Consider the following 19,641-nt stretch of genomic DNA (forward strand, 5'->3'; position numbering starts at 1 on the left):
CATAGCCGGCTTTTTCGTTTCGTCAACACCTCAATTCCGAGGAGTTTTCGAACCCTTTCGCTCTGGTTCCGCGTTTGCGGAGTCCGTTGCGTCGGGGGAGGCGAACTATATGCCCGCGAAAGAATTTTGGGAAGCCTTTTGTGAAAAAAATTTCACGGAGTTGCCAAATGCTTGCGTTGGCACTCACTTGGTCTCGTAGGACATGCATGCAGACCGATCCGGCTGCTGCTGCACTCTATATAGAGCGTCACAACAGCGAGCCGGCGTTGCGGCTATGCAGCACCAGCCGAAGACTCAACCAGTGATCAACACCACACGGGCGAAATTGCGTTTGCCGACCTGGATGACTGCCTCGAATCCTGGAGCGAACACGCGGCCGGCGTCCTCGATCACCTCTCCGTCGATCTTGACTGCGCGCTCCTTGAGCTTGCGATTGGCCTCCGAATTGCTCGGCGTGAGTCCGGTCGCCGTCAGCAGACTGGCAATCCGCAGTCCTTCCGCCGGGACCACGACCTCCTGCAGCGGCAACAGACTGGTGTCGCCCTGCCCCGTCACCACGGCGTGCCAGCCGGCGATGGCCTGTTCGGCGGTGGCCGCATCGTGGAAACGCGTCGTCAGTTCGCGGGCCAGGCGTAATTTGACATCGCGCGGATGCAGCTCACCGGAGGCGACCTGCGCTTTCAGGCGAGCCGCTTCGGCCAAGCCGATGTCGAAGGACAACAGATCGATCCAGCGCCAGGTCAGCTCGTCGCCGATCTTCATGGTCTTGGTGACGATGTCGATGGCAGGCTCGTTGATGCCGATGTAGTTGCCTAGCGACTTGGACATCTTGGCAACGCCGTCCAGACCTTCCAGCAACGGCATGGTCAGCACGACCTGCGGTGCCTGGCCGTAATGCTCCTGCAGGCCACGGCCCATCAGCAGGTTGAACTTCTGATCGGTGCCGCCCAGCTCGACGTCGGCCTTCAAGGCCACCGAGTCGTAGCCCTGCACCAATGGATAGAGGAATTCATGGATGGCGATCGGCTGCTGGCCGGCAAAGCGCTTGGCGAAATCGTCGCGTTCGAGCATGCGCGCCACGGTGTGCTGGGCGGACAGCTTGATCATGTCGGCAGCGTTCATCTGGCCGAACCACTCGGAGTTGAAACGCACCTCGGTGCGCTCGCGATCCAGGATCTTGAAGACCTGCTCTTCGTAGGTGCGGGCATTGGCCAGCACATCGTCGCGACTGAGCGGCTTGCGGGTGGCGTTCTTGCCGCTGGGGTCGCCGATCATGCCGGTGAAGTCGCCGATCAGGAAGATGACCTGGTGACCCAGCTCCTGAAACTGCCGCATCTTGTTGAGCAACACGGTGTGGCCCAGATGCAGGTCCGGCGCCGTGGGGTCGAAGCCGGCCTTTACCCGCAGCGGCACGCCCGACTTCAGGCGGGCCTCGAGCTGCTCGAGCTTGAGAATCTCGTCGGCGCCACGGCCGATGAGAGCGAGGGATTCTTCAATAGTGGCCAACCACGGACTCCAGCGGCATTTGCCGTCAACAACGTGAATGATGTTAAACGCGGGTTAATTCCGCGCCAAGTGAAAATAATGAACAGGCTCAATGGTTTGACGCGCTGTTACAGGCTGTCTATGGTACCGGCGATTGGGCTCGCACTTCGAGCCAGCGAGGAAATCCAACGATGCAGAACTCAGAGCAGGGCCGTGCACGCAAGCGGCGCTTCCAAGAACGCCTCCACGTCCTCCACGACACTGCCCTGCATCGCAAGCTCAAAGCGCATCTACCGGCGGCATTCAATGACCGTTGGACGCGCCGTCACTGGATCCACGCCAGCCTGTTCGCGACCATCGGCGCAATGGTGGCGACGATCGTGCCAGGCTTTTCCAACGCCATCGATACCCCCCTCTCCAGCCATTCCACGCTGGCGTTGCCGCTGCCGCCACTGGTGCCCAGCCGCAAGCAGTTGGCGCCGAGCACGGAGTGGGAAATCCTGCAGGTCAAGCCGGGGCAGACGCTGAGCACGTTGTTCGGGGAGCTGGGGATCCCGACCGCGGTGATGTATCAGGTGCTGGCGCATCCTGGCACCAAGGAGGCGTTGACCAAGCTGCGTCCGGGGACCGAGATTGCGTTCGACATGCCGACGCCCGGTGAGTTGCGGGCCCTGCGCTTCGATCGCGACGACAGTCATCGGGTGGAATTGCGCCTGCTGGGCGACAGCGTGCGCGAGAAGGTGACCGAGCGCGCGACGACCACGCGGACCGTGGTGGCCAGCGGTGAAATCAGCAGTTCGCTATACGCATCGGCCGGTAAGTCGGGACTGTCGCCGGCCGCGGTGGCAATCATGACCGACGAGATCTTCAAGTACGACATCGACTTCGACAAGGATCTGCAGCCGGGCGACCGCTTCAGCGTGGTGATGGACGAAACCTGGCGCGAAGGTGAGCGGATCAGCACCGGCGACATCCTGGCTGCGACGTTCACCACCGGCGGGAAAACCTATACCGGCTTCCGCTTCGAGCGCGCCGGCAAGCCGGCCGAGTATTACGACATCACCGGCAGGCCGTTGAAGAAGAGTTTCATCCGCATGCCGGTGGCCTATAGCCGGATCAGCTCCACGTTCGGTGCGCGCATGCATCCGGTGCTGGGCACCATGCGCATGCACAAGGGCGTGGACTACGCGGCCGCCTCGGGTACGCCGATCATGGCGGCCGGCGATGCGCGGGTGGTGTTTGTCGGCACCCAGCGCGGTTACGGCAACGTGGTGATCCTGGATCACGGCAAGAACTACAGCACGCTCTACGGGCACATGTCGCGCTTCGGCAAGATCAAGGCCGGACAGCACATCAACCAGGGCACGGTGATCGGCTATGTCGGCATGACCGGCATGGCAACCGGTCCGCATCTGCATTACGAATTCCGCGTGGCCGGGCAGCAGCGCAACCCGATGTCGGTGACGATGCCGCCACCGGAGCCATTGCAGGGCGCCGAACTGGCGGCCTTCCGGGCACAGACGGCGCCAGCCATGGCCCGCATCGAAGGTATGGAGAAGCTGATCTACGCCGATGCGGGCAAGCCTGCCAAGAGCAAGCCGCGCGGATGAGGGCTTGCGGCTGGATAACTGCGCTAGCCTTTGAAGCGGTTGGACAGCGCAGGTCCGCAGAAGCCGACATCGCATGCGGTGATGCCGTGCAGGATTTTGCTGCACCCCACTCTGCGCAGTGACGTCCGCGACTTCACACACCCGGCGTTCGGCCTGCCCTGTCGCCGCGTATGCCGTGGACACGATCCTCAGAAATGTCTGCGGCTTGCGGGCAAGCTCGAAGCCTCCCTGCTCGTCGGCAGCGCACGTAGCGAAGTTACCGGTGCAGCGATGATTTCCCGCTGCACATCTGCTGCGAGAGGCAAGACCAGTTGACGGACCTGGCCCAGCTGCACAAGCTGGCCGACCGTGCATATCTGGCTTCGGCATGCCTGCCCTGGAACACCTTGATTCCCTTCTTTATCTGGGCCTGATGTCAGGCACCAGCGCCGACGGTATCGATGCCGCACTAGTGCGCTTTGCCGACGACACGCACCGCCGCTGCGAATTGGTGGCCGGGACGACGATGGCGTGGGAGCCGCAGTTGCGCGAGACCTTGGTGGCACTCGGCCAGGGCGCCGAGACCGTGGCCATCGATGCGCTGGGCCGATTGGATGCACAGGTGGGGTTGGCATTCGCGGCGGCGGCCAATCAGTTGATCCGCGACAGTGGCGTGGAGCGCCGACAGATTCGCGCGATCGGCTCGCATGGGCAGACCATCCGCCACCGGCCCAAGGCCGACCCGGCGTTCACCTGGCAGATCGGCGATGCCAGCCGAATTGCCGAGCACACCGGCATCACCACGGTGGCCGATTTCCGCCGTCGCGACGTGGCGGCCGGCGGCCAGGGTGCGCCGCTGATGCCTGCCTTCCATCTGGCCATGCTGGGCGCAGGCGACGAAGACCGCGCCGTGCTCAATCTGGGCGGAATCGGCAACCTGACCTTGATTCCACGCAATGGCGCGGTGCGGGGATTCGATACCGGCCCGGCCAATGCGCTGCTGGATAGCTGGTGCCAACGCCATCACGGTACGCGGTTCGATGCCGAGGGTGCGTTTGCCGCCACCGGGCGCGTCGATGCGGCGGTACTGCAGGCGCTGTTGGCGGACCCATGGTTTGCGTTGCCACCGCCCAAGAGCACCGGGCGCGAGCAATTCCATCTGGACTGGGCCCTTCAGGCAATGGGCAGCGCGAGGTTGGATGCAGCCGATGTGCAGGCGACCTTGCTCGAACTCACCGCAGCCAGCGTGGCCGATGCGCTGCTGCGGCTGCAGCCAACCACGCGCCGCGTGCTGGTGTGCGGCGGCGGCGTGCGCAACCCGGTGCTATTGGCGCGACTAGCGGCGCGACTGCCGGGTGTGGTGGTGGAATCCAGCGCGCGACACGGGCTGGACCCGGATTATCTGGAGGCAATGGGCTTTGCATGGCTGGCAGCCGAGCTGCTGGCCGGACGCGCAGCCAATCTGCCATCGGTGACCGGAGCAGCCGGGTCCCGGCTGTTGGGAGCGATCTATCCGGCGTGAGCCGGTTAGTCCCTTTTGGCCTGGACGGAGCTGCTGCAGCGCTACGGGTTATTTCCCGCCGGCAGCGCCTTGAGCGCGGCAATCGCTTCGGCCAGCGCATCGACCTCCGGGTGATGCAGGCCGCCGGTCACTTCGTATTCGCTGGCGAACAGGCCTTGTTCGAGCAGATGCATGACGGTCTGGTGCTGGGTCCAGCCACGTGCGACGGAAATGCGGCGGATACGGTCCACCACCAGCGGATCGATGTCACGCAATACCAGATCGGTCATGCCCTGCCTCGTGCAATGCGCTGCCCCGCTGGCATCATCGGCAACCTTTGCGGACGTTTCAATCCGGCCGCCGGTCGTGCGCCAACAGCCGCGGCCACAACCAGGCCAGCAGCATTAAGGTGGGAATGACGGTCAGGGCGCTGAGGATGAAGAAGGTGCTGTAGGAGGTCGCATTAATCACGGACCCGGAGACGGCGCCAGCGAACTTGCCCGGCACATTGGCCAGCGAGACCAGCAACGCATACTGGGTGGCCGTGAAGTTGCGGTCGGTCAGCGAGGACATGAAGGCCACCAGCACCGAGGCGGCAAACCCCTGGAACAGGTTGTCGGCGCTGAGCGCCGCATAGAACGCCCAAAGCTTGCCGGGGTTGTGCGCCATCAGCAGGAACGCCAGGTTGGACAAAGCCACCCCCAACGCGGCCACCAGCAGCATGCGGCGGAATCCGAATGCGGCGACTGCGGCACCGCCAGCGAAAGCACCGACGATGCCCATCCAGACGCCGAACAGTTTGGAGACCGTGGCGATATCGGCTTTGGTGAAGCCCGAATCCAGATAGAACGGCCCCGCCATGACGCCGATCACCTGGTCGGGAAACCTGTACAGGCCCACGAACAGCAGCAGCGCGATGCCCAGCGCCAGCCCATTGCTGGAGAAAAAACTGGAAATCGGTTGCCAGAAGGCACCTACGACATCAATGCGACGCACCACGGTCGCCTCGGGACGGTCGGGCTCGCGGCATAGCAAGGTGGTGACGATCGGCACCAGCATCAGTGCGGCCATGCCCACGTACGCCCATGTCCAACCAAGGTATTCGGCCATGTACAGCGCGCCCGCGCCGCCCAGGATCAGCCCGATGCGGTAGCCCAACGTGTAGGTCGCCGCCAACGCAGCCTGCGCGGCATCCGGGGCGACTTCAATGCGGTAGGCATCCACGACCGAGTCCTGGGTGGCACCCCAGAACGAAGCGAACAGCACCCAGCCGACCAGGCCGGCCACACTCAGATCCGGGCGTGAAAATGCCAGCGCGAACAGACCGATGGTGACGCCGATCTGCGCCACCAGCAGCCACGAGCGACGGCGACCCAGAAACGCCGTAAGCGGGAACGCATAACGGTCGATCAGCGGCGCCCACAGGAACTTGAGCAGATAGAAGAAGCTGGCCAGGCTGATGAAGCCGATGTCTTGCAGGTCCAGCCCTGCGTCGCGCAATCGGACGGACAAGGTCTGCGAGGCGATCAGCAGGAACGGTAACCCGCTGCCGAAGCCGAGCAGCGCCATGGTCGCCGCCGATGGCGTGGCGAAGGCGCGCTGGATGCCGCGCCAGCCTTTATAGGTGGGTGCGGGCTTGGTCATGCGTCAAACCGGTGAGAGCGAACGCCAGTGGCTGAGGCGGACAAGGCAGACGGCACCACTGCATGCAGCGCGCCGTCGACCACAACCATCGCCGCCGACGTCATGTCTTCGACGGTGTGTGCGGCACGGCGGCGACGCACGGCCCCGAAGAGGAACGCCTTGCTCGCCATTGACAGGCCGCGTGATGGCGACCGAGGGCCACCGCGCACGCTGTAGTGCCCGAGGCGGAGCCGGGTGACGATGCTGCCAGGAAGGCTCTCGCCCTGTTCATTAAAACCTTGGCGCGCTGTTGCGCAGACCACAGCCTTCGCCTGCCTCACTGCGCGTAATCCACGATGTACGGCGCGTGGTCGGAGAAGCGTTCTTCGCGGTAGATCGAGCAGGCCTTCAAGGTGTCGCGCAGGCCGGGGGTGACCAGTTGGTAGTCGATGCGCCAACCGACATTGTTGGTGCGCGCGGCGCCGCGGTTGCTCCACCAGGTGTAGTCCTGGCCTTGCGGATGCAGCACGCGGTAGCTATCGACCCAGCCGCGGCCTTCGGCGGGGTTAGCGTCATCTGGCGCATCGGCGCACAGGCCGTTGAGCCAGTCGCGCTCGGATGGCAGGCAGCCGGAGTTCTTCTGGTTGGATTTCCAGTTCTTGATGTCCAATGCGGTGCGCACGATGTTCCAGTCGCCGCACAGCACGTACTGGCGGCCACTGGCCAGCCACTCGTCCAGGATCGGCCGTAGCCATTCCATGACCTGGAACTTGTAGCCCTGGCGCAACTCGCCCGAAGAACCGGAGGGGATATAGAAAGACACCACGCTGAGGTTGCCGAAGCGCGCTTCGATATAGCGGCCTTCTTCGTCGAACTCGGGCCAGCCCAGCGCGGTCCGCACCTCATCGGGCTCGTGCCTGCTGTAGATCGCCACACCGCTGTAGCCCTTCTTGGTGCTGGCGTCGCGGAACCAGGCCTTGTAGCCGGTGGGCAGGAAGTCCGGTCCGGCCAGTTGGTGCTCCTGGGCCTTGGTCTCCTGCACGCACAGCACATCGGCGTCCTGAGCGGCGAACCAGGCGAAGAAACCCTTGCTGGCGGCCGAGCGCAAGCCGTTGGCGTTAAAACTGATGATGCGCATAGGCCGGGAATGGGGAGTCAGGAATGGGGAATCGTAAAGCCTACCCCAGCGCAGCGGCGAAGGCTGCCAAGGCGCGATGCGTTTACCATTCCCGATTCTCCATTCCCCATTCCCGTCAATGACCGACCACCGCACCCGTTTCCTGCAGCTGGCCCTGGGCGCCGATGCCTTGCGCTTTGGCGAGTTCACGCTCAAGTCCGGGCGGCTCAGTCCGTACTTCTTCAATGCCGGGCGCTTCGATTCCGGCGCCAAGACCGCGCAGCTGGCGCAGTGCTATGCCGATGCGATCGATGCGGCCGGGGTGGACTTCGACCTGCTGTTCGGCCCGGCCTACAAGGGCATCCCCTTGGCGACCGCGCTGGCGTGCGCCTACGCCGGGCGCGGGCGCGACCTGCCGCTGGCGTTCAACCGCAAGGAAGCCAAGGACCATGGCGAAGGCGGCACCCTGATCGGCGCGCCGCTGGCCGGGCGCAAGGTGTTGATCGTCGATGACGTGATCACCGCCGGCACCGCGATCCGCGAGGCGCTGGGCATCATCCGTGGCGCCGGAGGCATCCCGTCCGGGATCGTGGTGGCGCTGGACCGGCAGGAAATCGCCTCCGAGCAGGACCGCCGCTCGGCCGCGCAAGCGGTAGCGGCCGAGGCCGGCATTTCGGTGATTGCGGTGGCCAACCTGGGCGACCTGCTTGCTTTTGCGGCAGGAAACGCCGACCTTGTGGACTTCCGGGAACCGCTGTTGGCCTATCGTGGCCGCTACGGAACCGACACCACAGGCTGATGGCAGGCGACAGGGGGCTGCGATGATGCCGATACACACACGCTTGGCGTTATCCGCCGCCGTTGCGGCGGCTGTCGCTGCAACATTCGCCGTGGCCGCACCGGCCAGTGCACAAGACAAGACGGCGGCCAAGAAGCTGTATTGCTGGAACCAGAACGGCGCCCGTGTGTGCAGCGATACGCTGCCGCCGGAGGCGGTGAACCAGGCGCGCGACGAATTCAACGTCAAGAGCGGCATGCGCAGCGCCGAGGTGCAGCGCGCGATGAGCAGCGACGAGCGCGCTGCCGCCGCGGCCAGCGAGCAGCAACGCCAGGCCGATCTTGCCGCCGAGCAGATGCGCCAGCGCACCGACCAGGCCATGTTGATGTCGTATCAGAGCGAGGACGACCTGCGCCGGGTCTTTAACGAGCGCATCGCCATCGTCGACAACAACATCCACACTGCGCGCTTCAACGTGACCAGCCTGCGTGAAGGGCTTGCCAGCATGTTGCGCGCCGCCGGCGACCGTGAGCTGGCCGGCCAGGCCGTGGCCGACAAGCTGGCAGCCGACATCCAGCAACGCCATCGCGATTTGATGGCGCAGTTGCGTCTGCAGATCAGCTTCGAGCAGCAACGGGTGGCGCTGGATGGCGAAATCGCCGACATCCTGCAGCGCTACCGGGCCATGAAGGAGCCACCCGGCGGCGCCTCGCCCACCGGCTGAACCGCACGGGCGGCATTCCCGCTCGCCCGATGCGCCGCTGCGGGCGGCATTTCCCGATCCGACGCCCTGCCCGCATAATGGCCGGTCTTACTCTTCGCCCACGAGGCTCTCCCGCATGGCCCGGATCATCGCCATTGCCAACCAGAAAGGCGGCGTCGGCAAGACCACGACCGCAGTCAATCTGGCGGCCGGCCTGGCGCGCGCGCCCAAGCGTGTGTTGCTGGTGGATCTGGACTCGCAGGGCAACGCCACCATGGGCAGCGGCATCGACAAGCGCGATGTGGCCGCCTCCACCTGCGACTTGCTGCTGGGCGAAAACACCGCCGCCGAGATCCGGGTGACCGCACCGGAAGGCTTCGACCTGCTGCCGGGCAACATCGATCTGACCGCTGCCGAGATCCAGTTGATGGACCAGGGCGAGCGCGAGCAGCGGCTCAAGCGCGCACTGACGCCGATCCGCGACGAATACGACTTCATCCTGATCGACTGCCCGCCGGCGTTGTCGCTGCTCACGCTCAATGCATTGACCGCGGCCGATTCGATCATCGTGCCGATGCAGTGCGAGTACTACGCGCTGGAAGGGCTGACCGCGCTGCTGGAAACCATCGAAGCGCTGCGCGCCAATCTCAATCCGGGGCTGGAAATCGAAGGCGTGCTGCGCACCATGTTCGATATCCGCAACAACCTGGCCAATGCGGTGTCGGCGGAGCTGACCGAGCATTTCGGCGACAAGGTGTTCCGCACCATCGTGCCGCGCAATGTGCGCCTGGCCGAGGCGCCCAGCCATGGCCAGAGCATCGTTGGTTACGACCGCACCTCGCGTGGCGGGGTGGCTTACCTTGGGCTGGCCGGCGAGATCGTGCGCCGCCAGAACGACCGCAACAAGGCCGTCCGGCCGGTGGAGACCGTCTGATGAACAAGCCGATGCCCGCAAAGAAGCGTGGCCTGGGCCGTGGCCTGGAAGCGCTGTTGGGACCCAAGGGCGCGGCCGCCGCCGCAGCGCCAAGCGCCGCCAGCGAAGACGCGTTGCAGCCGGGCGACAGCTTGCGCCAGTTGCCGGTGACCCAGTTGCAGCCGGGCAAGTACCAGCCGCGTCGGGAGATGGACGAGGTCAAGCTGGCCGAGCTGGCGGAGTCGATCAAGGCGCAGGGCGTGATCCAGCCGATCGTGGCGCGCGCGTTGGCGCCCGGGCAGTTCGAGATCGTGGCCGGCGAACGCCGCTGGCGCGCCTCGCAGCTGGCCGGGCTGACCGAGGTGCCGGTGGTGGTGCGCGAGCTGGACGATCGCACCGTCATCGCAATGGCGCTGATCGAAAACATCCAGCGCGAAGACCTCAATCCGCTGGAAGAAGCGCAGGCGCTACAGCGGCTGATCGACGAATTTTCGCTGACCCACGCCGAAGCCGCCGGCGCAGTGGGGCGTTCGCGTGCGTCGGTCTCCAACCTGCTGCGGTTGCTGGAATTGCCGGTGGCGATCCGCGTGCTGCTGGAAACCCGCCGCCTGGAAATGGGCCATGCGCGTGCGCTGCTCACGCTGGCGCCGGAATTGGCCAGCAAGCTGGCGCAGGAAGCGGCCGACCAGGGCTGGTCGGTGCGCGAAGTCGAACACCGTGCGCAGCAGTTCGCCGCCGGCAAGGTGCCCGGCTCGCTGCGCAAGGGCAAACCGGCGCCGGTAGCCCCACAGGCCGATATCGCCTCGCTGGAAACCGAACTGTCCGAGTCGCTGGGCACCAAGGTGGTGTTCAATCACGGCCGCGGCGGCAAGGGCAAGCTGGTGATCCATTACACCGATCTGGACACGCTGGACGGCGTGCTCGAACGCCTACGTCTGCAGCGCAGCTGATCGCTGTTGCGCATCCAACTGGATCCTCGCCGGCCATGAATCCCGCCAAGGTGGACCGCCAGCATCTGCTGCAGCTGACCGACCTGCCCAACGTCGGGCCGGCCTGCGAAAAGGATCTACGTCTGATCGGCATCCGCGTGCCTGCGCAGCTACGCGGTCGCGATGCCTACGACATGCATGCACAGCTGTGCCTGCGCACCGGCGTACTGCACGACCCGTGCGTGATCGATGTGTTCCTGTCGATCGTGCGCTTCATGGAAGGCGAGGCGGCGCAGCCGTGGTGGAATTTCAGCGCCGAACGCAAGGCCAAGCTCGCCAGCGAAGCACCGCTCGCCCTGCGGTGAACGAAGACGCATGACGCGCTGTAGCCTTTATTCTGAGCACCGCATGAGCGGCGACCACCGCCAATCGCATCTGGCGCGCTGCGCACCGCAGGCGCATCAACGGCATCAAAACGCCGACGCCGCAGGCGGCCCTGTCTGCGGCGCGCCGCACCTGCAGATCCGTTGGGCCGGCCTTTTGTTTGCGTATTTCCCAGGACCACAGCCATGACCATTCTCGTCACCGGCGCTGCCGGTTTCATCGGTGCTTACACGTGCCGCGCGCTGGCGGCACGCGGCGAGGCGGTGGTTGGGTTGGACAACTACAACAGCTACTACGATCCGCAGCTCAAGCACGACCGCGTGGCGGCGCTGTGCCCCGGCATCGATATCCGCACGCTGGACCTCACCGATCGCGATGGCCTGGCCGCATTGTTCGATGAGATCCAGCCCACCCGCGTGGTGCATCTGGCTGCGCAGGCAGGTGTGCGGTATTCGCTGGAAAACCCGTCTGCCTATGTCGACAGCAACCTGGTTGGCTTCGTCAACATGCTCGAACTGTGCCGACACCGGGGCGTGCAGCACCTGGTATATGCGTCCAGCAGCTCGGTGTACGGCGATTCGGCCACGCCGCCGTTTTCCGAAGACCAGCGTGTGGATCAGCCGCGCTCGTTGTACGCGGCGACCAAGGCGGCCAATGAGCTGATGGGGTACACCTACGCGCAGCTGTACGGTCTGCGCGCGACCGGGCTGCGCTTCTTTACCGTGTACGGGCCGTGGGGCCGCCCGGACATGGCACCGTTGATCTTCAGCCGCGCGGTGCTGGCGGGGCGGCCGATCGAGGTGTTCAACCACGGCAAGATGCAGCGCGATTTCACCTTCGTCGACGACATCGTGTCCGGCGTGCTGGGCGCGCTGGACACGCCCAGCAGCGAGCCGGTGCCGCACCGGGTGTTCAACCTGGGCAACCACACGCCGGTGGAGCTGGAATATTTCATCGACGTGATCGCGCAGGCCGCCGACCGCCCAGCCGAGAAGGTCTACCGGCCGATGCAGCCGGGCGACATGATCCGCACCATGGCCGACACACAGCGCGCGCAGGCGGCGTTCGGGTTCGACCCGGCTACCCCGGTCGAGCGTGGATTGCCGCAGGTAGTGGCCTGGTGCCGGCAGTATTTCGGCGAGCGCGCCTAGCGCTTGTTGGGGGTTGCTGGGACAGGCAGGTCTGCGATTGAGGGCGCGCAGCGGGAGTTTTGCGGCTGCCGTGCGCTGCCGGCTCAAAGGCGTGGCGTCGCATGGACCTCACGGCCATTGCCGCCCGGACAGCCCCTGTGCGCGAGGCGACAATGCAGCGTGCGGTGCAAGATTCCTGCGCTACTGCGCTGAAGAGATCTGGCATGCCTCCTGGTCCGTATGCGGGTCGCCGCCTTCCTGTGCCCGCCGTGCGTGCTACAGGCCGCTTTCCCGCCCCTGCAGTGCGCATAACGCGTGCATGCTTCATGCCTGACTCAGAGAGTCAGGGCACAATGCGCGATCTTTTTCGTTCAGCCTTCATCCGGCCACCCCGCATCTATGAGCCAACCTCAGCTGTCCGTCGTCGTCCCGGTGTTCAACGAGCGCGATAACGTCGCCATGCTGGTGGGCGAAATCGTCAGCGCCTTGCGCGGCGTGGTGGGCTTCGAAATCGTCTATGTCGACGACCATTCGCGCGACGACACGCTCGCAGTGCTGCAGGGTCTGAAGAGCACCACGCCGGAACTGCGCGTGCTGCATCACATGACCCAGAGCGGCCAGAGCACGGCGGTGCGCAGCGGGGTGAAGGCCGCACGCGCCAGCTGGATCGCCACGCTCGATGGCGACGGCCAGAACGACCCGGCCGATATCCCCAAGCTGCTGATCGCGCGCAGCCAGGCCGAGGCGCAGGTGAAGCTGTTCGCCGGCTGGCGGGTCAATCGCCAGGATTCCGGCTCCAAGCGCTGGGCCAGCAAGTGGGCCAACGCGATCCGCTCGCGCATGCTGCGCGACAACACGCCCGATACCGGCTGCGGCATCAAACTGTTCGAGCGCGAGGCGTTTTTGGACCTTCCCTATTTCGACCACATGCACCGCTACCTGCCGGCACTGATGCAGCGCGCCGGCTGGCGCACGGTAAGCGTGCCGGTCAATCACCGCCATCGCACCGCTGGCGTCTCCAAGTACAACAATCTCAATCGCGCGTTGGTGGGCATCCGCGACCTGCGCGGTGTGGCGTGGCTGATCACCCGCAGCAAGCGCACCGTGGTGCAGGAACGCTGATGGACCCGTCCTTTCTCGATCAACAACTGACCTGGCTGTACTGGACCGGCATCCATGTCACCGGTTGGAAGCTGATTGGCTATGTCGGCGCGCTGATGTTCGGCGGCCGCTGGCTGGTGCAGTTCGTCGCTTCCAAGCGCGCCGGCAAGCCGGTGATTCCACGCCTGTTCTGGTACATGAGCGTGGTCGGCAGCCTGATGACGCTGAGCTATTTCGTGTTTTCGGCCAAGCAGGATTCGGTCGGTGTGCTGCAGAACCTGTTCCCGGCGTTTACCGCGTTTTACAGCCTGTATCTGGATGTGAAGCATCGCGGATGGAAGCGGGACCGCGCGGGCCACTGAGGCCGGGATTGGGGATTGGGGACTTCAATCTTTGATCCGTAGCGTCTGGTTAGGACGTTTGTTTGGTGATCGATCGGTGTTGATGGGTGCCTTGGCGTGTTGAGGCAATCCGGGTGCGTGTGTCGATGCGTGGCGCATCGCTAAGCACTTCTCTGGCGATTGATCGTCGTTGACGATTGCCTTGGCGCGTGAATGCGATCCGGGTGCATATGCCATGCATCGCATCTCCGCGACTCGGGTTTTTTGCGTTGTGATCAATCGTGGTTGACGAGCGCCTGAGCACGTTGACGTGATCCGCAGGCGTCGGCAGACGCGCTACGTAGCACCCAGATGCTTGACGATAGCGCTGAGGATTCATGCCTGTTTCCGGACACGCCGCTGCGCGCCTAGCCGACGCGATGATGGGGTGCCCGCCGATGTTGGCCCTGTCGTGTTGCGGCCAGGCTGTGGTCATGTCCAGCGCGTCCTTTCATCGCCCGATGTCGATGCCAACGCGTGAGACAGCGTATTGGCATCTGCGGCTGCCCACGCATCAGAACGTGCCGTTGTTCGCGGACTGGCGCTGCGCCCGCGCAGCAGCTGCCAGCTTGGCGCTGCCACGGCAGTGGCCAAGTGCGCAATTGCTCTGCTGGGTGCTGCTGCCGGACGCATGGTGTGGGTTGCTGCAGGCACCGAGCAAGGCGGTGTTGCTGCAATTGGCCGCGACCGCGCGGCTGATGGCGGCCGATGCAGTCAATCGCGCACGCGGACGTGGCGGAACAGTGTGGCAGCCGCAGATGCAGATTTCGGCGCTACCGCTGCAGGGCGATCATCGACAATTCGCCCGCACATTGGTCGCACTCCCGCTGCGTGCGGGGCTAGCCGAGCAGATCGGCGGGTATCCGTACTGGGACGCAGTGTGGTTGTTGCCTGAAGATCACACTGCCGCACCAATCCACGCGCCACACGCCCCTGCAGAGCTCAGCGGCATCGATGGAACACGGTGAGGACACTTTATGCCGGGCCGGTATCGGTTGACAGGCAAGTGCGCCCCGCGCCGGTCCAGCTGCGCTGCCTCTCACCAGGCAGCGCAGCTGGCGGGCCCCTCATCTGGCAATCAGAACGCCAAGGGGTGCGCAGGCAATAACGCCTGCAGTTCTTCGCGGAACAGCGTGCGAATCCGCTGCAATGCGGCCTCGCTATCGGCTTCGAAACGAAGCACCAGGATCGGCGTGGTGTTGGACGCGCGTACCAGGCCCCAGCCGTCGATGAAATCCGCCCTCAGGCCATCAATGGTCGACAGCCGTGCCGATTCGAACGGCGATTCTTCGCCGGTCTGCGCACGCTCGACAAAACGCGCAACCAGCGCATGCGCATCGCCCTCCACCGGCACCTTGATCTCCGGCGTGGAGACACTTTCGGGCAAGGCGTCCAACACCTCGGACGGGGTCTCCTCGCGCTGGGCGAGAATTTCCAGCAAGCGTGCGGCCGCGTAGATACCGTCATCGAAGCCGTACCAGCGTTCCTTGAAGAAGAAGTGCCCGCTCATCTCGCCGGCCAGTTCGGCGTCGGTCTCGCGCATTTTGGACTTGATCAGCGAATGTCCGGTCTTCCACATCAACGGGCTGCCGCCATTGCGCAACACGTAGTCGGACAGCTTGCCAGTGCACTTCACGTCATAGATGACCAACGCGCCGGGATTGCGCTGCAGCACATCGGCGGCAAACAGCATCAGCAGGCGGTCGGGGAACACCACCGTGCCTTCCTTGGTCACCACGCCCAGGCGATCGGCGTCGCCATCGAAAGCTACGCCGATATCTGCATCGAAGCGTTGCACCATCCTCACCAGATCGTCGAGGTTGTGCGGTTCGCTCGGGTCGGGGTGATGGTTGGGAAAAGTGCCGTCGATATCGCAATACAACGGCACCACTTCGGCGCCGATCGCTTCCAGCAGGCGCGGCGCGATCTCGCCGGCCACGCCGTTGCCGGCGTCCACCACCACCTTGATCGGTCGATCAAGCTGCACGTCGTCGGCAATGCGCTGGATGTAAGCATCGCTGAGGTCGCGCTGCTCCAGCTCGCCGGGCGTGCCGGCGATATGCAGGCGGCCTTCGTTGATGCGCTGGTGCAATTCGGCAATGGCGTCGCCGGACAACGTCTCGCCACCAACCACGATCTTGAAGCCGTTGTAGTCCGGCGGATTGTGGCTGCCAGTCACCGCCACGCAGCTGCCGGCGCGCAGCTCGTAGGCGCCGAAGTACACCACCGGTGTCGGCGCCAAGCCGATGTCGGTGACATTGCAGCCAGCGCGGCGAAGGCCTTCGATCAGGCCATTCGTCAACTCCGGCCCGGACAGCCGGCCGTCGCGGCCGACCACCACATCGCGCAGGCCCTGCGCCTGCATCACACTGCCGATGGCCTGGCCGATCAAGGCGGCAACGCCGGGGTTGAGGTCTTTGCCGACCACGCCGCGGATGTCGTAGGCGCGGAACATCTCGGTGGCGATCTGCACCGCCGGCACCAACACCGGCGGCGCTGCGGGCGAGGTGTCGGCGTCCAGCGCGCGCGCTTCACTGGCAATACTGGCGTCGTGCTGCAGGCTCTGACTGAAGGTGGGTTCGTCGGCGCTGGATAGGCTGGCAACCCGGCGTCGTGGCAAGGCCACCTGCCCCCGGCTGGCCAGCACCAGCAGCACCGCAATGAGTAGCAGCAACGCCGCGACAATGGCGCAACCGACGGCACCCAGTCCCAATGGGCCGCTACCGCCTTGCGGCACCGCTGCGGCCACGCGCAGGCCGCTGGTACCGAGCGGTTTGGCCAGCGTTTCGGCCGCATCGGACAAACCGGCATCCCCCTGCTGGGCCACGTTGTAGCTGCCCTGACGCAGTGCCAGATAGGCGCTGCCGGGCACCGCAATCGCGTCCATCGGGCCGGTCAGGCGCAATAGCGGCAAGCGTGCATACGCCACCGCCGGCTGCCCGCCCAGGCGCACTGCGGCAGCCACGCCCAAACGAACCTGTTTGGCGTCGCGCACCACGCGGACCTGCGCATGGTCGGCCACCTGCGCCGATTCGAGCAGGCTCAGACGCGCGTAACCGAAATCCTTCGGGTTGGCATAGGCCGCGGCAAGGTCTCCAGGCAACAGCTGCACATCCTCGGTGCCCTTGAAGCGCTCGCGGATCGCTGAGGCGGCCGCCAGCGCGTCGCCGCCGGCCAGCGCAGCGACGACCGGCGGCTGCTTGAGCACGGCGTCGAGCTGACTGGCCTGCGTGGCCATCGCCTGGCCGACGTCCTGCACTGCGCGGTCGCGCGCCTGCTCCAGGTCCTGCGCCACCGCGTCTTGGCGCCACTGCGCATAACTGTTCCAGCCGAACCACGCGGCCAGCAGCAGCAATACGCCCCCCAACACCGGACCACTCGTACGCACGCTCGACATCGACTGCCTGCGCTCGTTCGCCTTGCTCATGTGATTTCCCCCGTCAGCGCACGCCGGTGTGGCCGAATCCACCCGCTCCCCGCGCGCTGTCCACGAAAGTATCCACCACTTGCAAGCCCACGCGCACGATCGGCAGGATCACCAGCTGCGCGATGCGGTCGCCCGGCTCGATGGTGAAGGCCTCTCGACCGCGATTCCAGGTGCTGATCAGCAGCGGCCCCTGGTAATCCGCATCGATGAGGCCGGTACCGTTGCCGAGCACGATGCCGTGGCGATGACCCAGCCCCGAGCGCGGCAGGATCACCGCGCACAGCTGCGGATCGGATAGATGGATCGCGATACCGCTGGGGATCAGGGCCGCATCGCCCGGCTGCAGCGTCATCGGCGCTTCCAGCGCGGCACGCAGATCCATGCCTGCGCTGGATTCGGTGGCATAGGCCGGCAGCGGCCACAGATCGCCGAAGCGCGGGTCGAGCAACTTCACCTGCAAGGACTGGGTCGGGGTGCTCATGCCTGCAATCTCTCCGCAATCAGGGCCAGCAGTTGGTCGGCCAATTCGGTCTTGCTGCTACTGGGAAACGCGCGTTCACCGCCCTGCCAATAGGCAGTGGCCGCGTTGTTGTCACTTTCGAAGCCGCCGCCTTCGATCCCCACCTGGTTGGCGATGATCAGATCCAGCCGCTTGGCCGCCAGCTTGCTACGCGCGTAATGCTCCACGTCGTGCGTTTCGGCAGCAAAACCGACCACCAGTTTCAATGCGCCGGTCTGCGCGGCAACCTCGGACAGAATGTCCGGGGTGCGCACCAGTTCCAACGTCAGCGTTTCGCCTGTCTTCTTGATCTTCTGCGACACCACCCGCTTGGGGGTGTAGTCGGCCACGGCAGCGGCGCCGATGTAGATGTCGGCCGGGAATGCACCCAGCACCGCCTCACGCATCTGCGCGGCCGAGCGCACATCAATGCGCTGCACGCCGGGTGGCGTGGTCTGGTGTACCGGCCCGCTGATCAGCGCCACATCGGCGCCCTGCCTGGCAGCTGCGGCGGCCAGGGCGTAGCCCATCTTGCCGCTGCTGCGGTTGCCGACGTAGCGCACCGGGTCCAGGTCTTCGAAGGTGGGGCCGGCGCTGATCACGATGCGCAGGCCCTCCAGCTGCGCGCTGCTGGGCACGAACACCGGCGCAGCGGTGCTTTTGGCAGCGGCCGGTGCAGCGTTTGCGACAGCACCGCCGCCAACCAGCGCGGCAATGATCGCCGCCGGCTCGGCCAGCCGCCCGGGGCCGGATTCGCCTTCGGCCAGCGGGCCGTCGTCCGGGCCCACCACCGTCACTCCGCGCGTGCGCAAGGTGGCGATGTTGGCCTGGGTGGCCGGATGCAGCCACATACGGTGGTTCATCGCTGGGGCTACGATCAGCGGCGCGGTCGTGGCCAGGCACAGCGTGGTGACCAGATCGTCGGCCAGGCCGTGCGCCAGACGCGCCAGCAGGTCGGCGGTGGCCGGGGCGACGATCACCCGATCGGCCCAGCGCGCCAGTTCGATATGGCCCATCGCCTGCTCGGCGGCGCTGTCCCACAGCGTGGTACGGGTGGGTTGCCCGGACAGTGCCTGGAAGCTGAGCGGGGTGACGAATTGCTGCGCGCCGCTGGTCATGGCGACCTGCACCTGCGCACCGGCGTCGCGCAGGCGACGGACCAGTTCGAGCGATTTGTAAGCGGCAATGCCTCCGCCAACGCACAGCAGCAAACGCTGTCCGTCCAGGGGGCGGGCCTGAGTGGAGCCGATCACGTCGGAGTCGTCCTACGGTTACAAGGACAACTAGATTAGCCGATGCCCCCGTCCGGCCTGATAGGCGTGAGCGATGAGCACCGGCAATCTCGCCATATGCACATACACGACTGGCCCACGAATGAACGCCCGCGCGAGAAACTTCTGGCGCGTGGGGCCACTGCCTTGTCCGATGCCGAGCTGCTGGCGATCTTCGTCGGCTCCGGCCTGCGCGGCCAGGACGCAGTACAAACCGCGCGCGACCTGTTGCACCAGCACGGCCCACTGCGCCTGCTGCTGGACCGCCCGGCCAAGACGCTGGCCCGCCTGCCGGGGCTGGGCCCGGCCTCGGCTTGCAAGCTCGCCGCGGCGCTGGAATTGGCCCACCGCCACCTGATGAGCGCGCTGGAGCGCGGCGAGGCGCTCAGCGACCCGCCCAGCGTCGGCCGCTACTTCTCGCAGCGGCTGCGCGCGCGGGCCTACGAAGTGTTCGCGGCGCTGTTCCTGGACAACCGCCACCGCGCCATCGCGTTCGAGGAACTGTTCACCGGCACCATCGACGGCGCCGACATCCACCCGCGCGAAGTGGTGCGACGGGCGCTACTGCACAACGCAGCGGCGGTGATCGTCGGACACAACCATCCGTCCGGCAATCCGGAGCCGTCCGAGGCCGACCGCGCAGTCACCAAACGGCTGCTGGAGAGCCTGGAGCTGGTCGACATCCGTCTGCTGGACCATTTCGTCATCGGCGATGGCCGGCCGGTGTCGTTAGCCGAGCGCGGCTGGCTGGAATGAGCAGTGGTGCGCCGACCTGAACCATCTGCCGGACCGTGTGCCGCGCGGTCGGGTA

At 65.5% G+C, this 19,641-nt stretch carries 19 protein-coding genes; 12 read left to right on the top strand and 7 right to left on the bottom strand.

Going from position 1 to position 19,641, the window contains the following annotated elements:
- Positions 1 to 294: 294 nt before the first annotated feature.
- Positions 295 to 1,506 carry a tyrosine--tRNA ligase gene (gene tyrS / locus XpruCFBP8353_RS17585; protein ID WP_101364372.1) on the bottom strand — a complete coding sequence of 404 codons (1,212 nt, stop codon included), beginning with the start codon at positions 1,504 to 1,506 and terminating at the stop codon, positions 295 to 297.
- Between the two features lie 170 nt (positions 1,507 to 1,676).
- Here tyrS and XpruCFBP8353_RS17590 point away from each other — a divergent pair, with 170 nt between their 5' ends.
- Both XpruCFBP8353_RS17590 and XpruCFBP8353_RS17595 read left to right on the top strand, forming a co-directional pair.
- Complete coding sequence (locus tag XpruCFBP8353_RS17590) at positions 1,677 to 3,095, top strand: M23 family metallopeptidase (protein WP_101364373.1); 1,419 nt, start codon at positions 1,677 to 1,679, stop codon at positions 3,093 to 3,095.
- A gap of 367 nt (positions 3,096 to 3,462) precedes the next feature.
- On the top strand, positions 3,463 to 4,596 hold the full coding sequence (locus XpruCFBP8353_RS17595) for an anhydro-N-acetylmuramic acid kinase (protein ID WP_101364374.1): 1,134 nt from the start codon (positions 3,463 to 3,465) through the stop codon (positions 4,594 to 4,596).
- A 41-nt stretch (positions 4,597 to 4,637) separates the two neighbouring features.
- Here XpruCFBP8353_RS17595 and XpruCFBP8353_RS17600 read toward each other — a convergent pair whose 3' ends face one another.
- The 3 genes from XpruCFBP8353_RS17600 to XpruCFBP8353_RS17610 all read right to left on the bottom strand — a co-directional run bounded on the left by XpruCFBP8353_RS17600 (position 4,638) and on the right by XpruCFBP8353_RS17610 (position 7,336).
- Positions 4,638 to 4,865, bottom strand: a complete 228-nt coding sequence (locus XpruCFBP8353_RS17600) for a hypothetical protein (RefSeq protein WP_101364375.1) — start codon at positions 4,863 to 4,865, stop codon at positions 4,638 to 4,640.
- Between the two features lie 58 nt (positions 4,866 to 4,923).
- Positions 4,924 to 6,219 carry an AmpG family muropeptide MFS transporter gene (locus tag XpruCFBP8353_RS17605; RefSeq protein WP_162301104.1) on the bottom strand — a complete coding sequence of 432 codons (1,296 nt, stop codon included), beginning with the start codon at positions 6,217 to 6,219 and terminating at the stop codon, positions 4,924 to 4,926.
- 316 nt (positions 6,220 to 6,535) lie between these two features.
- Positions 6,536 to 7,336, bottom strand: a complete 801-nt coding sequence (locus XpruCFBP8353_RS17610; RefSeq protein ID WP_101364376.1) for an exodeoxyribonuclease III — start codon at positions 7,334 to 7,336, stop codon at positions 6,536 to 6,538.
- Between the two features lie 118 nt (positions 7,337 to 7,454).
- On the opposite strand from XpruCFBP8353_RS17610, the gene pyrE reads away from it, so the two are divergent.
- The 9 genes from pyrE (at position 7,455) to XpruCFBP8353_RS17660 (ending at position 14,601) form a co-directional block, all read left to right on the top strand.
- Positions 7,455 to 8,114, top strand: coding sequence for an orotate phosphoribosyltransferase (gene pyrE, locus XpruCFBP8353_RS17615; RefSeq protein WP_101364377.1), 660 nt, complete (start codon positions 7,455 to 7,457; stop codon positions 8,112 to 8,114).
- Between the two features lie 22 nt (positions 8,115 to 8,136).
- Complete coding sequence (locus XpruCFBP8353_RS17620; protein ID WP_101364378.1) at positions 8,137 to 8,817, top strand: hypothetical protein; 681 nt, start codon at positions 8,137 to 8,139, stop codon at positions 8,815 to 8,817.
- A gap of 115 nt (positions 8,818 to 8,932) precedes the next feature.
- Positions 8,933 to 9,730, top strand: coding sequence for a ParA family protein (locus XpruCFBP8353_RS17625; RefSeq protein ID WP_101364379.1), 798 nt, complete (start codon positions 8,933 to 8,935; stop codon positions 9,728 to 9,730).
- Positions 9,730 to 10,659: a ParB/RepB/Spo0J family partition protein gene (locus tag XpruCFBP8353_RS17630; RefSeq protein WP_010374720.1), complete on the top strand. Its 930-nt coding sequence runs from the start codon at positions 9,730 to 9,732 to the stop codon at positions 10,657 to 10,659. Before XpruCFBP8353_RS17625 ends, XpruCFBP8353_RS17630 begins: the two co-directional genes overlap by 1 nt.
- 35 nt (positions 10,660 to 10,694) lie before the next feature.
- On the top strand, positions 10,695 to 11,003 hold the full coding sequence (locus tag XpruCFBP8353_RS17635) for a helix-hairpin-helix domain-containing protein (protein WP_101364380.1): 309 nt from the start codon (positions 10,695 to 10,697) through the stop codon (positions 11,001 to 11,003).
- A 204-nt stretch (positions 11,004 to 11,207) separates the two neighbouring features.
- Positions 11,208 to 12,173 (top strand): SDR family NAD(P)-dependent oxidoreductase, encoded by a 966-nt coding sequence (locus XpruCFBP8353_RS17645; protein WP_101364382.1) that lies wholly within the window; start codon positions 11,208 to 11,210, stop codon positions 12,171 to 12,173.
- Positions 12,174 to 12,551: 378 nt separating this feature from the next.
- Positions 12,552 to 13,274: a glycosyltransferase family 2 protein gene (locus XpruCFBP8353_RS17650; protein ID WP_101364383.1), complete on the top strand. Its 723-nt coding sequence runs from the start codon at positions 12,552 to 12,554 to the stop codon at positions 13,272 to 13,274.
- Positions 13,274 to 13,615 carry a lipid-A-disaccharide synthase N-terminal domain-containing protein gene (locus XpruCFBP8353_RS17655; protein ID WP_005914402.1) on the top strand — a complete coding sequence of 114 codons (342 nt, stop codon included), beginning with the start codon at positions 13,274 to 13,276 and terminating at the stop codon, positions 13,613 to 13,615. Before XpruCFBP8353_RS17650 ends, XpruCFBP8353_RS17655 begins: the two co-directional genes overlap by 1 nt.
- Before the next feature lie 452 nt (positions 13,616 to 14,067).
- Positions 14,068 to 14,601 carry a hypothetical protein gene (locus XpruCFBP8353_RS17660; protein ID WP_101364484.1) on the top strand — a complete coding sequence of 178 codons (534 nt, stop codon included), beginning with the start codon at positions 14,068 to 14,070 and terminating at the stop codon, positions 14,599 to 14,601.
- 110 nt (positions 14,602 to 14,711) lie between these two features.
- On the opposite strand, the gene XpruCFBP8353_RS23495 is transcribed toward XpruCFBP8353_RS17660, so the two are convergent.
- The 3 genes from XpruCFBP8353_RS23495 to coaBC are packed head-to-tail and all read right to left on the bottom strand — an operon-like array spanning position 14,712 to position 18,812.
- Positions 14,712 to 17,060, bottom strand: a complete 2,349-nt coding sequence (locus tag XpruCFBP8353_RS23495; RefSeq protein WP_101364384.1) for a phosphomannomutase/phosphoglucomutase — start codon at positions 17,058 to 17,060, stop codon at positions 14,712 to 14,714.
- Between the two features lie 13 nt (positions 17,061 to 17,073).
- Positions 17,074 to 17,541 carry a dUTP diphosphatase gene (gene dut, locus XpruCFBP8353_RS17670; protein WP_101364385.1) on the bottom strand — a complete coding sequence of 156 codons (468 nt, stop codon included), beginning with the start codon at positions 17,539 to 17,541 and terminating at the stop codon, positions 17,074 to 17,076.
- Entirely contained in the window at positions 17,538 to 18,812 is a 1,275-nt protein-coding gene (coaBC, locus tag XpruCFBP8353_RS17675) for a bifunctional phosphopantothenoylcysteine decarboxylase/phosphopantothenate--cysteine ligase CoaBC (protein ID WP_101364386.1), read from the bottom strand. The genes dut and coaBC overlap by 4 nt, the downstream gene beginning before the upstream one ends.
- A 96-nt stretch (positions 18,813 to 18,908) precedes the next feature.
- On the opposite strand from coaBC, the gene radC reads away from it, so the two are divergent.
- Positions 18,909 to 19,586, top strand: coding sequence for a RadC family protein (gene radC, locus XpruCFBP8353_RS17680; RefSeq protein ID WP_101364387.1), 678 nt, complete (start codon positions 18,909 to 18,911; stop codon positions 19,584 to 19,586).
- Positions 19,587 to 19,641: the final 55 nt, after the last annotated feature.

Source organism: Xanthomonas prunicola (assembly GCF_002846205.1).
Lineage (GTDB): Bacteria > Pseudomonadota > Gammaproteobacteria > Xanthomonadales > Xanthomonadaceae > Xanthomonas > Xanthomonas prunicola.

Bases quoted from the DNA above. Each gene is read 5' to 3' on its own strand.
- XpruCFBP8353_RS17625 (WP_101364379.1), top strand. From the start codon at position 8,933: ATGGCCCGGATCATCGCCATTGCCAACCAGAAAGGCGGCGTCGGCAAG.
- XpruCFBP8353_RS17620 (WP_101364378.1), top strand. From the start codon at position 8,137: ATGATGCCGATACACACACGCTTGGCGTTATCCGCCGCCGTTGCGGCG.
- XpruCFBP8353_RS23495 (WP_101364384.1), bottom strand. From the start codon at position 17,060: ATGAGCAAGGCGAACGAGCGCAGGCAGTCGATGTCGAGCGTGCGTACG.
- XpruCFBP8353_RS17590 (WP_101364373.1), top strand. From the start codon at position 1,677: ATGCAGAACTCAGAGCAGGGCCGTGCACGCAAGCGGCGCTTCCAAGAA.
- XpruCFBP8353_RS17610 (WP_101364376.1), bottom strand. From the start codon at position 7,336: ATGCGCATCATCAGTTTTAACGCCAACGGCTTGCGCTCGGCCGCCAGC.
- XpruCFBP8353_RS17655 (WP_005914402.1), top strand. From the start codon at position 13,274: ATGGACCCGTCCTTTCTCGATCAACAACTGACCTGGCTGTACTGGACC.
- XpruCFBP8353_RS17650 (WP_101364383.1), top strand. From the start codon at position 12,552: ATGAGCCAACCTCAGCTGTCCGTCGTCGTCCCGGTGTTCAACGAGCGC.
- XpruCFBP8353_RS17595 (WP_101364374.1), top strand. From the start codon at position 3,463: ATGCCTGCCCTGGAACACCTTGATTCCCTTCTTTATCTGGGCCTGATG.
- XpruCFBP8353_RS17600 (WP_101364375.1), bottom strand. From the start codon at position 4,865: ATGACCGATCTGGTATTGCGTGACATCGATCCGCTGGTGGTGGACCGT.
- radC (WP_101364387.1), top strand. From the start codon at position 18,909: ATGCACATACACGACTGGCCCACGAATGAACGCCCGCGCGAGAAACTT.
- dut (WP_101364385.1), bottom strand. From the start codon at position 17,541: ATGAGCACCCCGACCCAGTCCTTGCAGGTGAAGTTGCTCGACCCGCGC.
- pyrE (WP_101364377.1), top strand. From the start codon at position 7,455: ATGACCGACCACCGCACCCGTTTCCTGCAGCTGGCCCTGGGCGCCGAT.
- XpruCFBP8353_RS17660 (WP_101364484.1), top strand. From the start codon at position 14,068: ATGTCCAGCGCGTCCTTTCATCGCCCGATGTCGATGCCAACGCGTGAG.
- XpruCFBP8353_RS17630 (WP_010374720.1), top strand. From the start codon at position 9,730: ATGAACAAGCCGATGCCCGCAAAGAAGCGTGGCCTGGGCCGTGGCCTG.
- XpruCFBP8353_RS17605 (WP_162301104.1), bottom strand. From the start codon at position 6,219: ATGACCAAGCCCGCACCCACCTATAAAGGCTGGCGCGGCATCCAGCGC.
- XpruCFBP8353_RS17645 (WP_101364382.1), top strand. From the start codon at position 11,208: ATGACCATTCTCGTCACCGGCGCTGCCGGTTTCATCGGTGCTTACACG.
- XpruCFBP8353_RS17635 (WP_101364380.1), top strand. From the start codon at position 10,695: ATGAATCCCGCCAAGGTGGACCGCCAGCATCTGCTGCAGCTGACCGAC.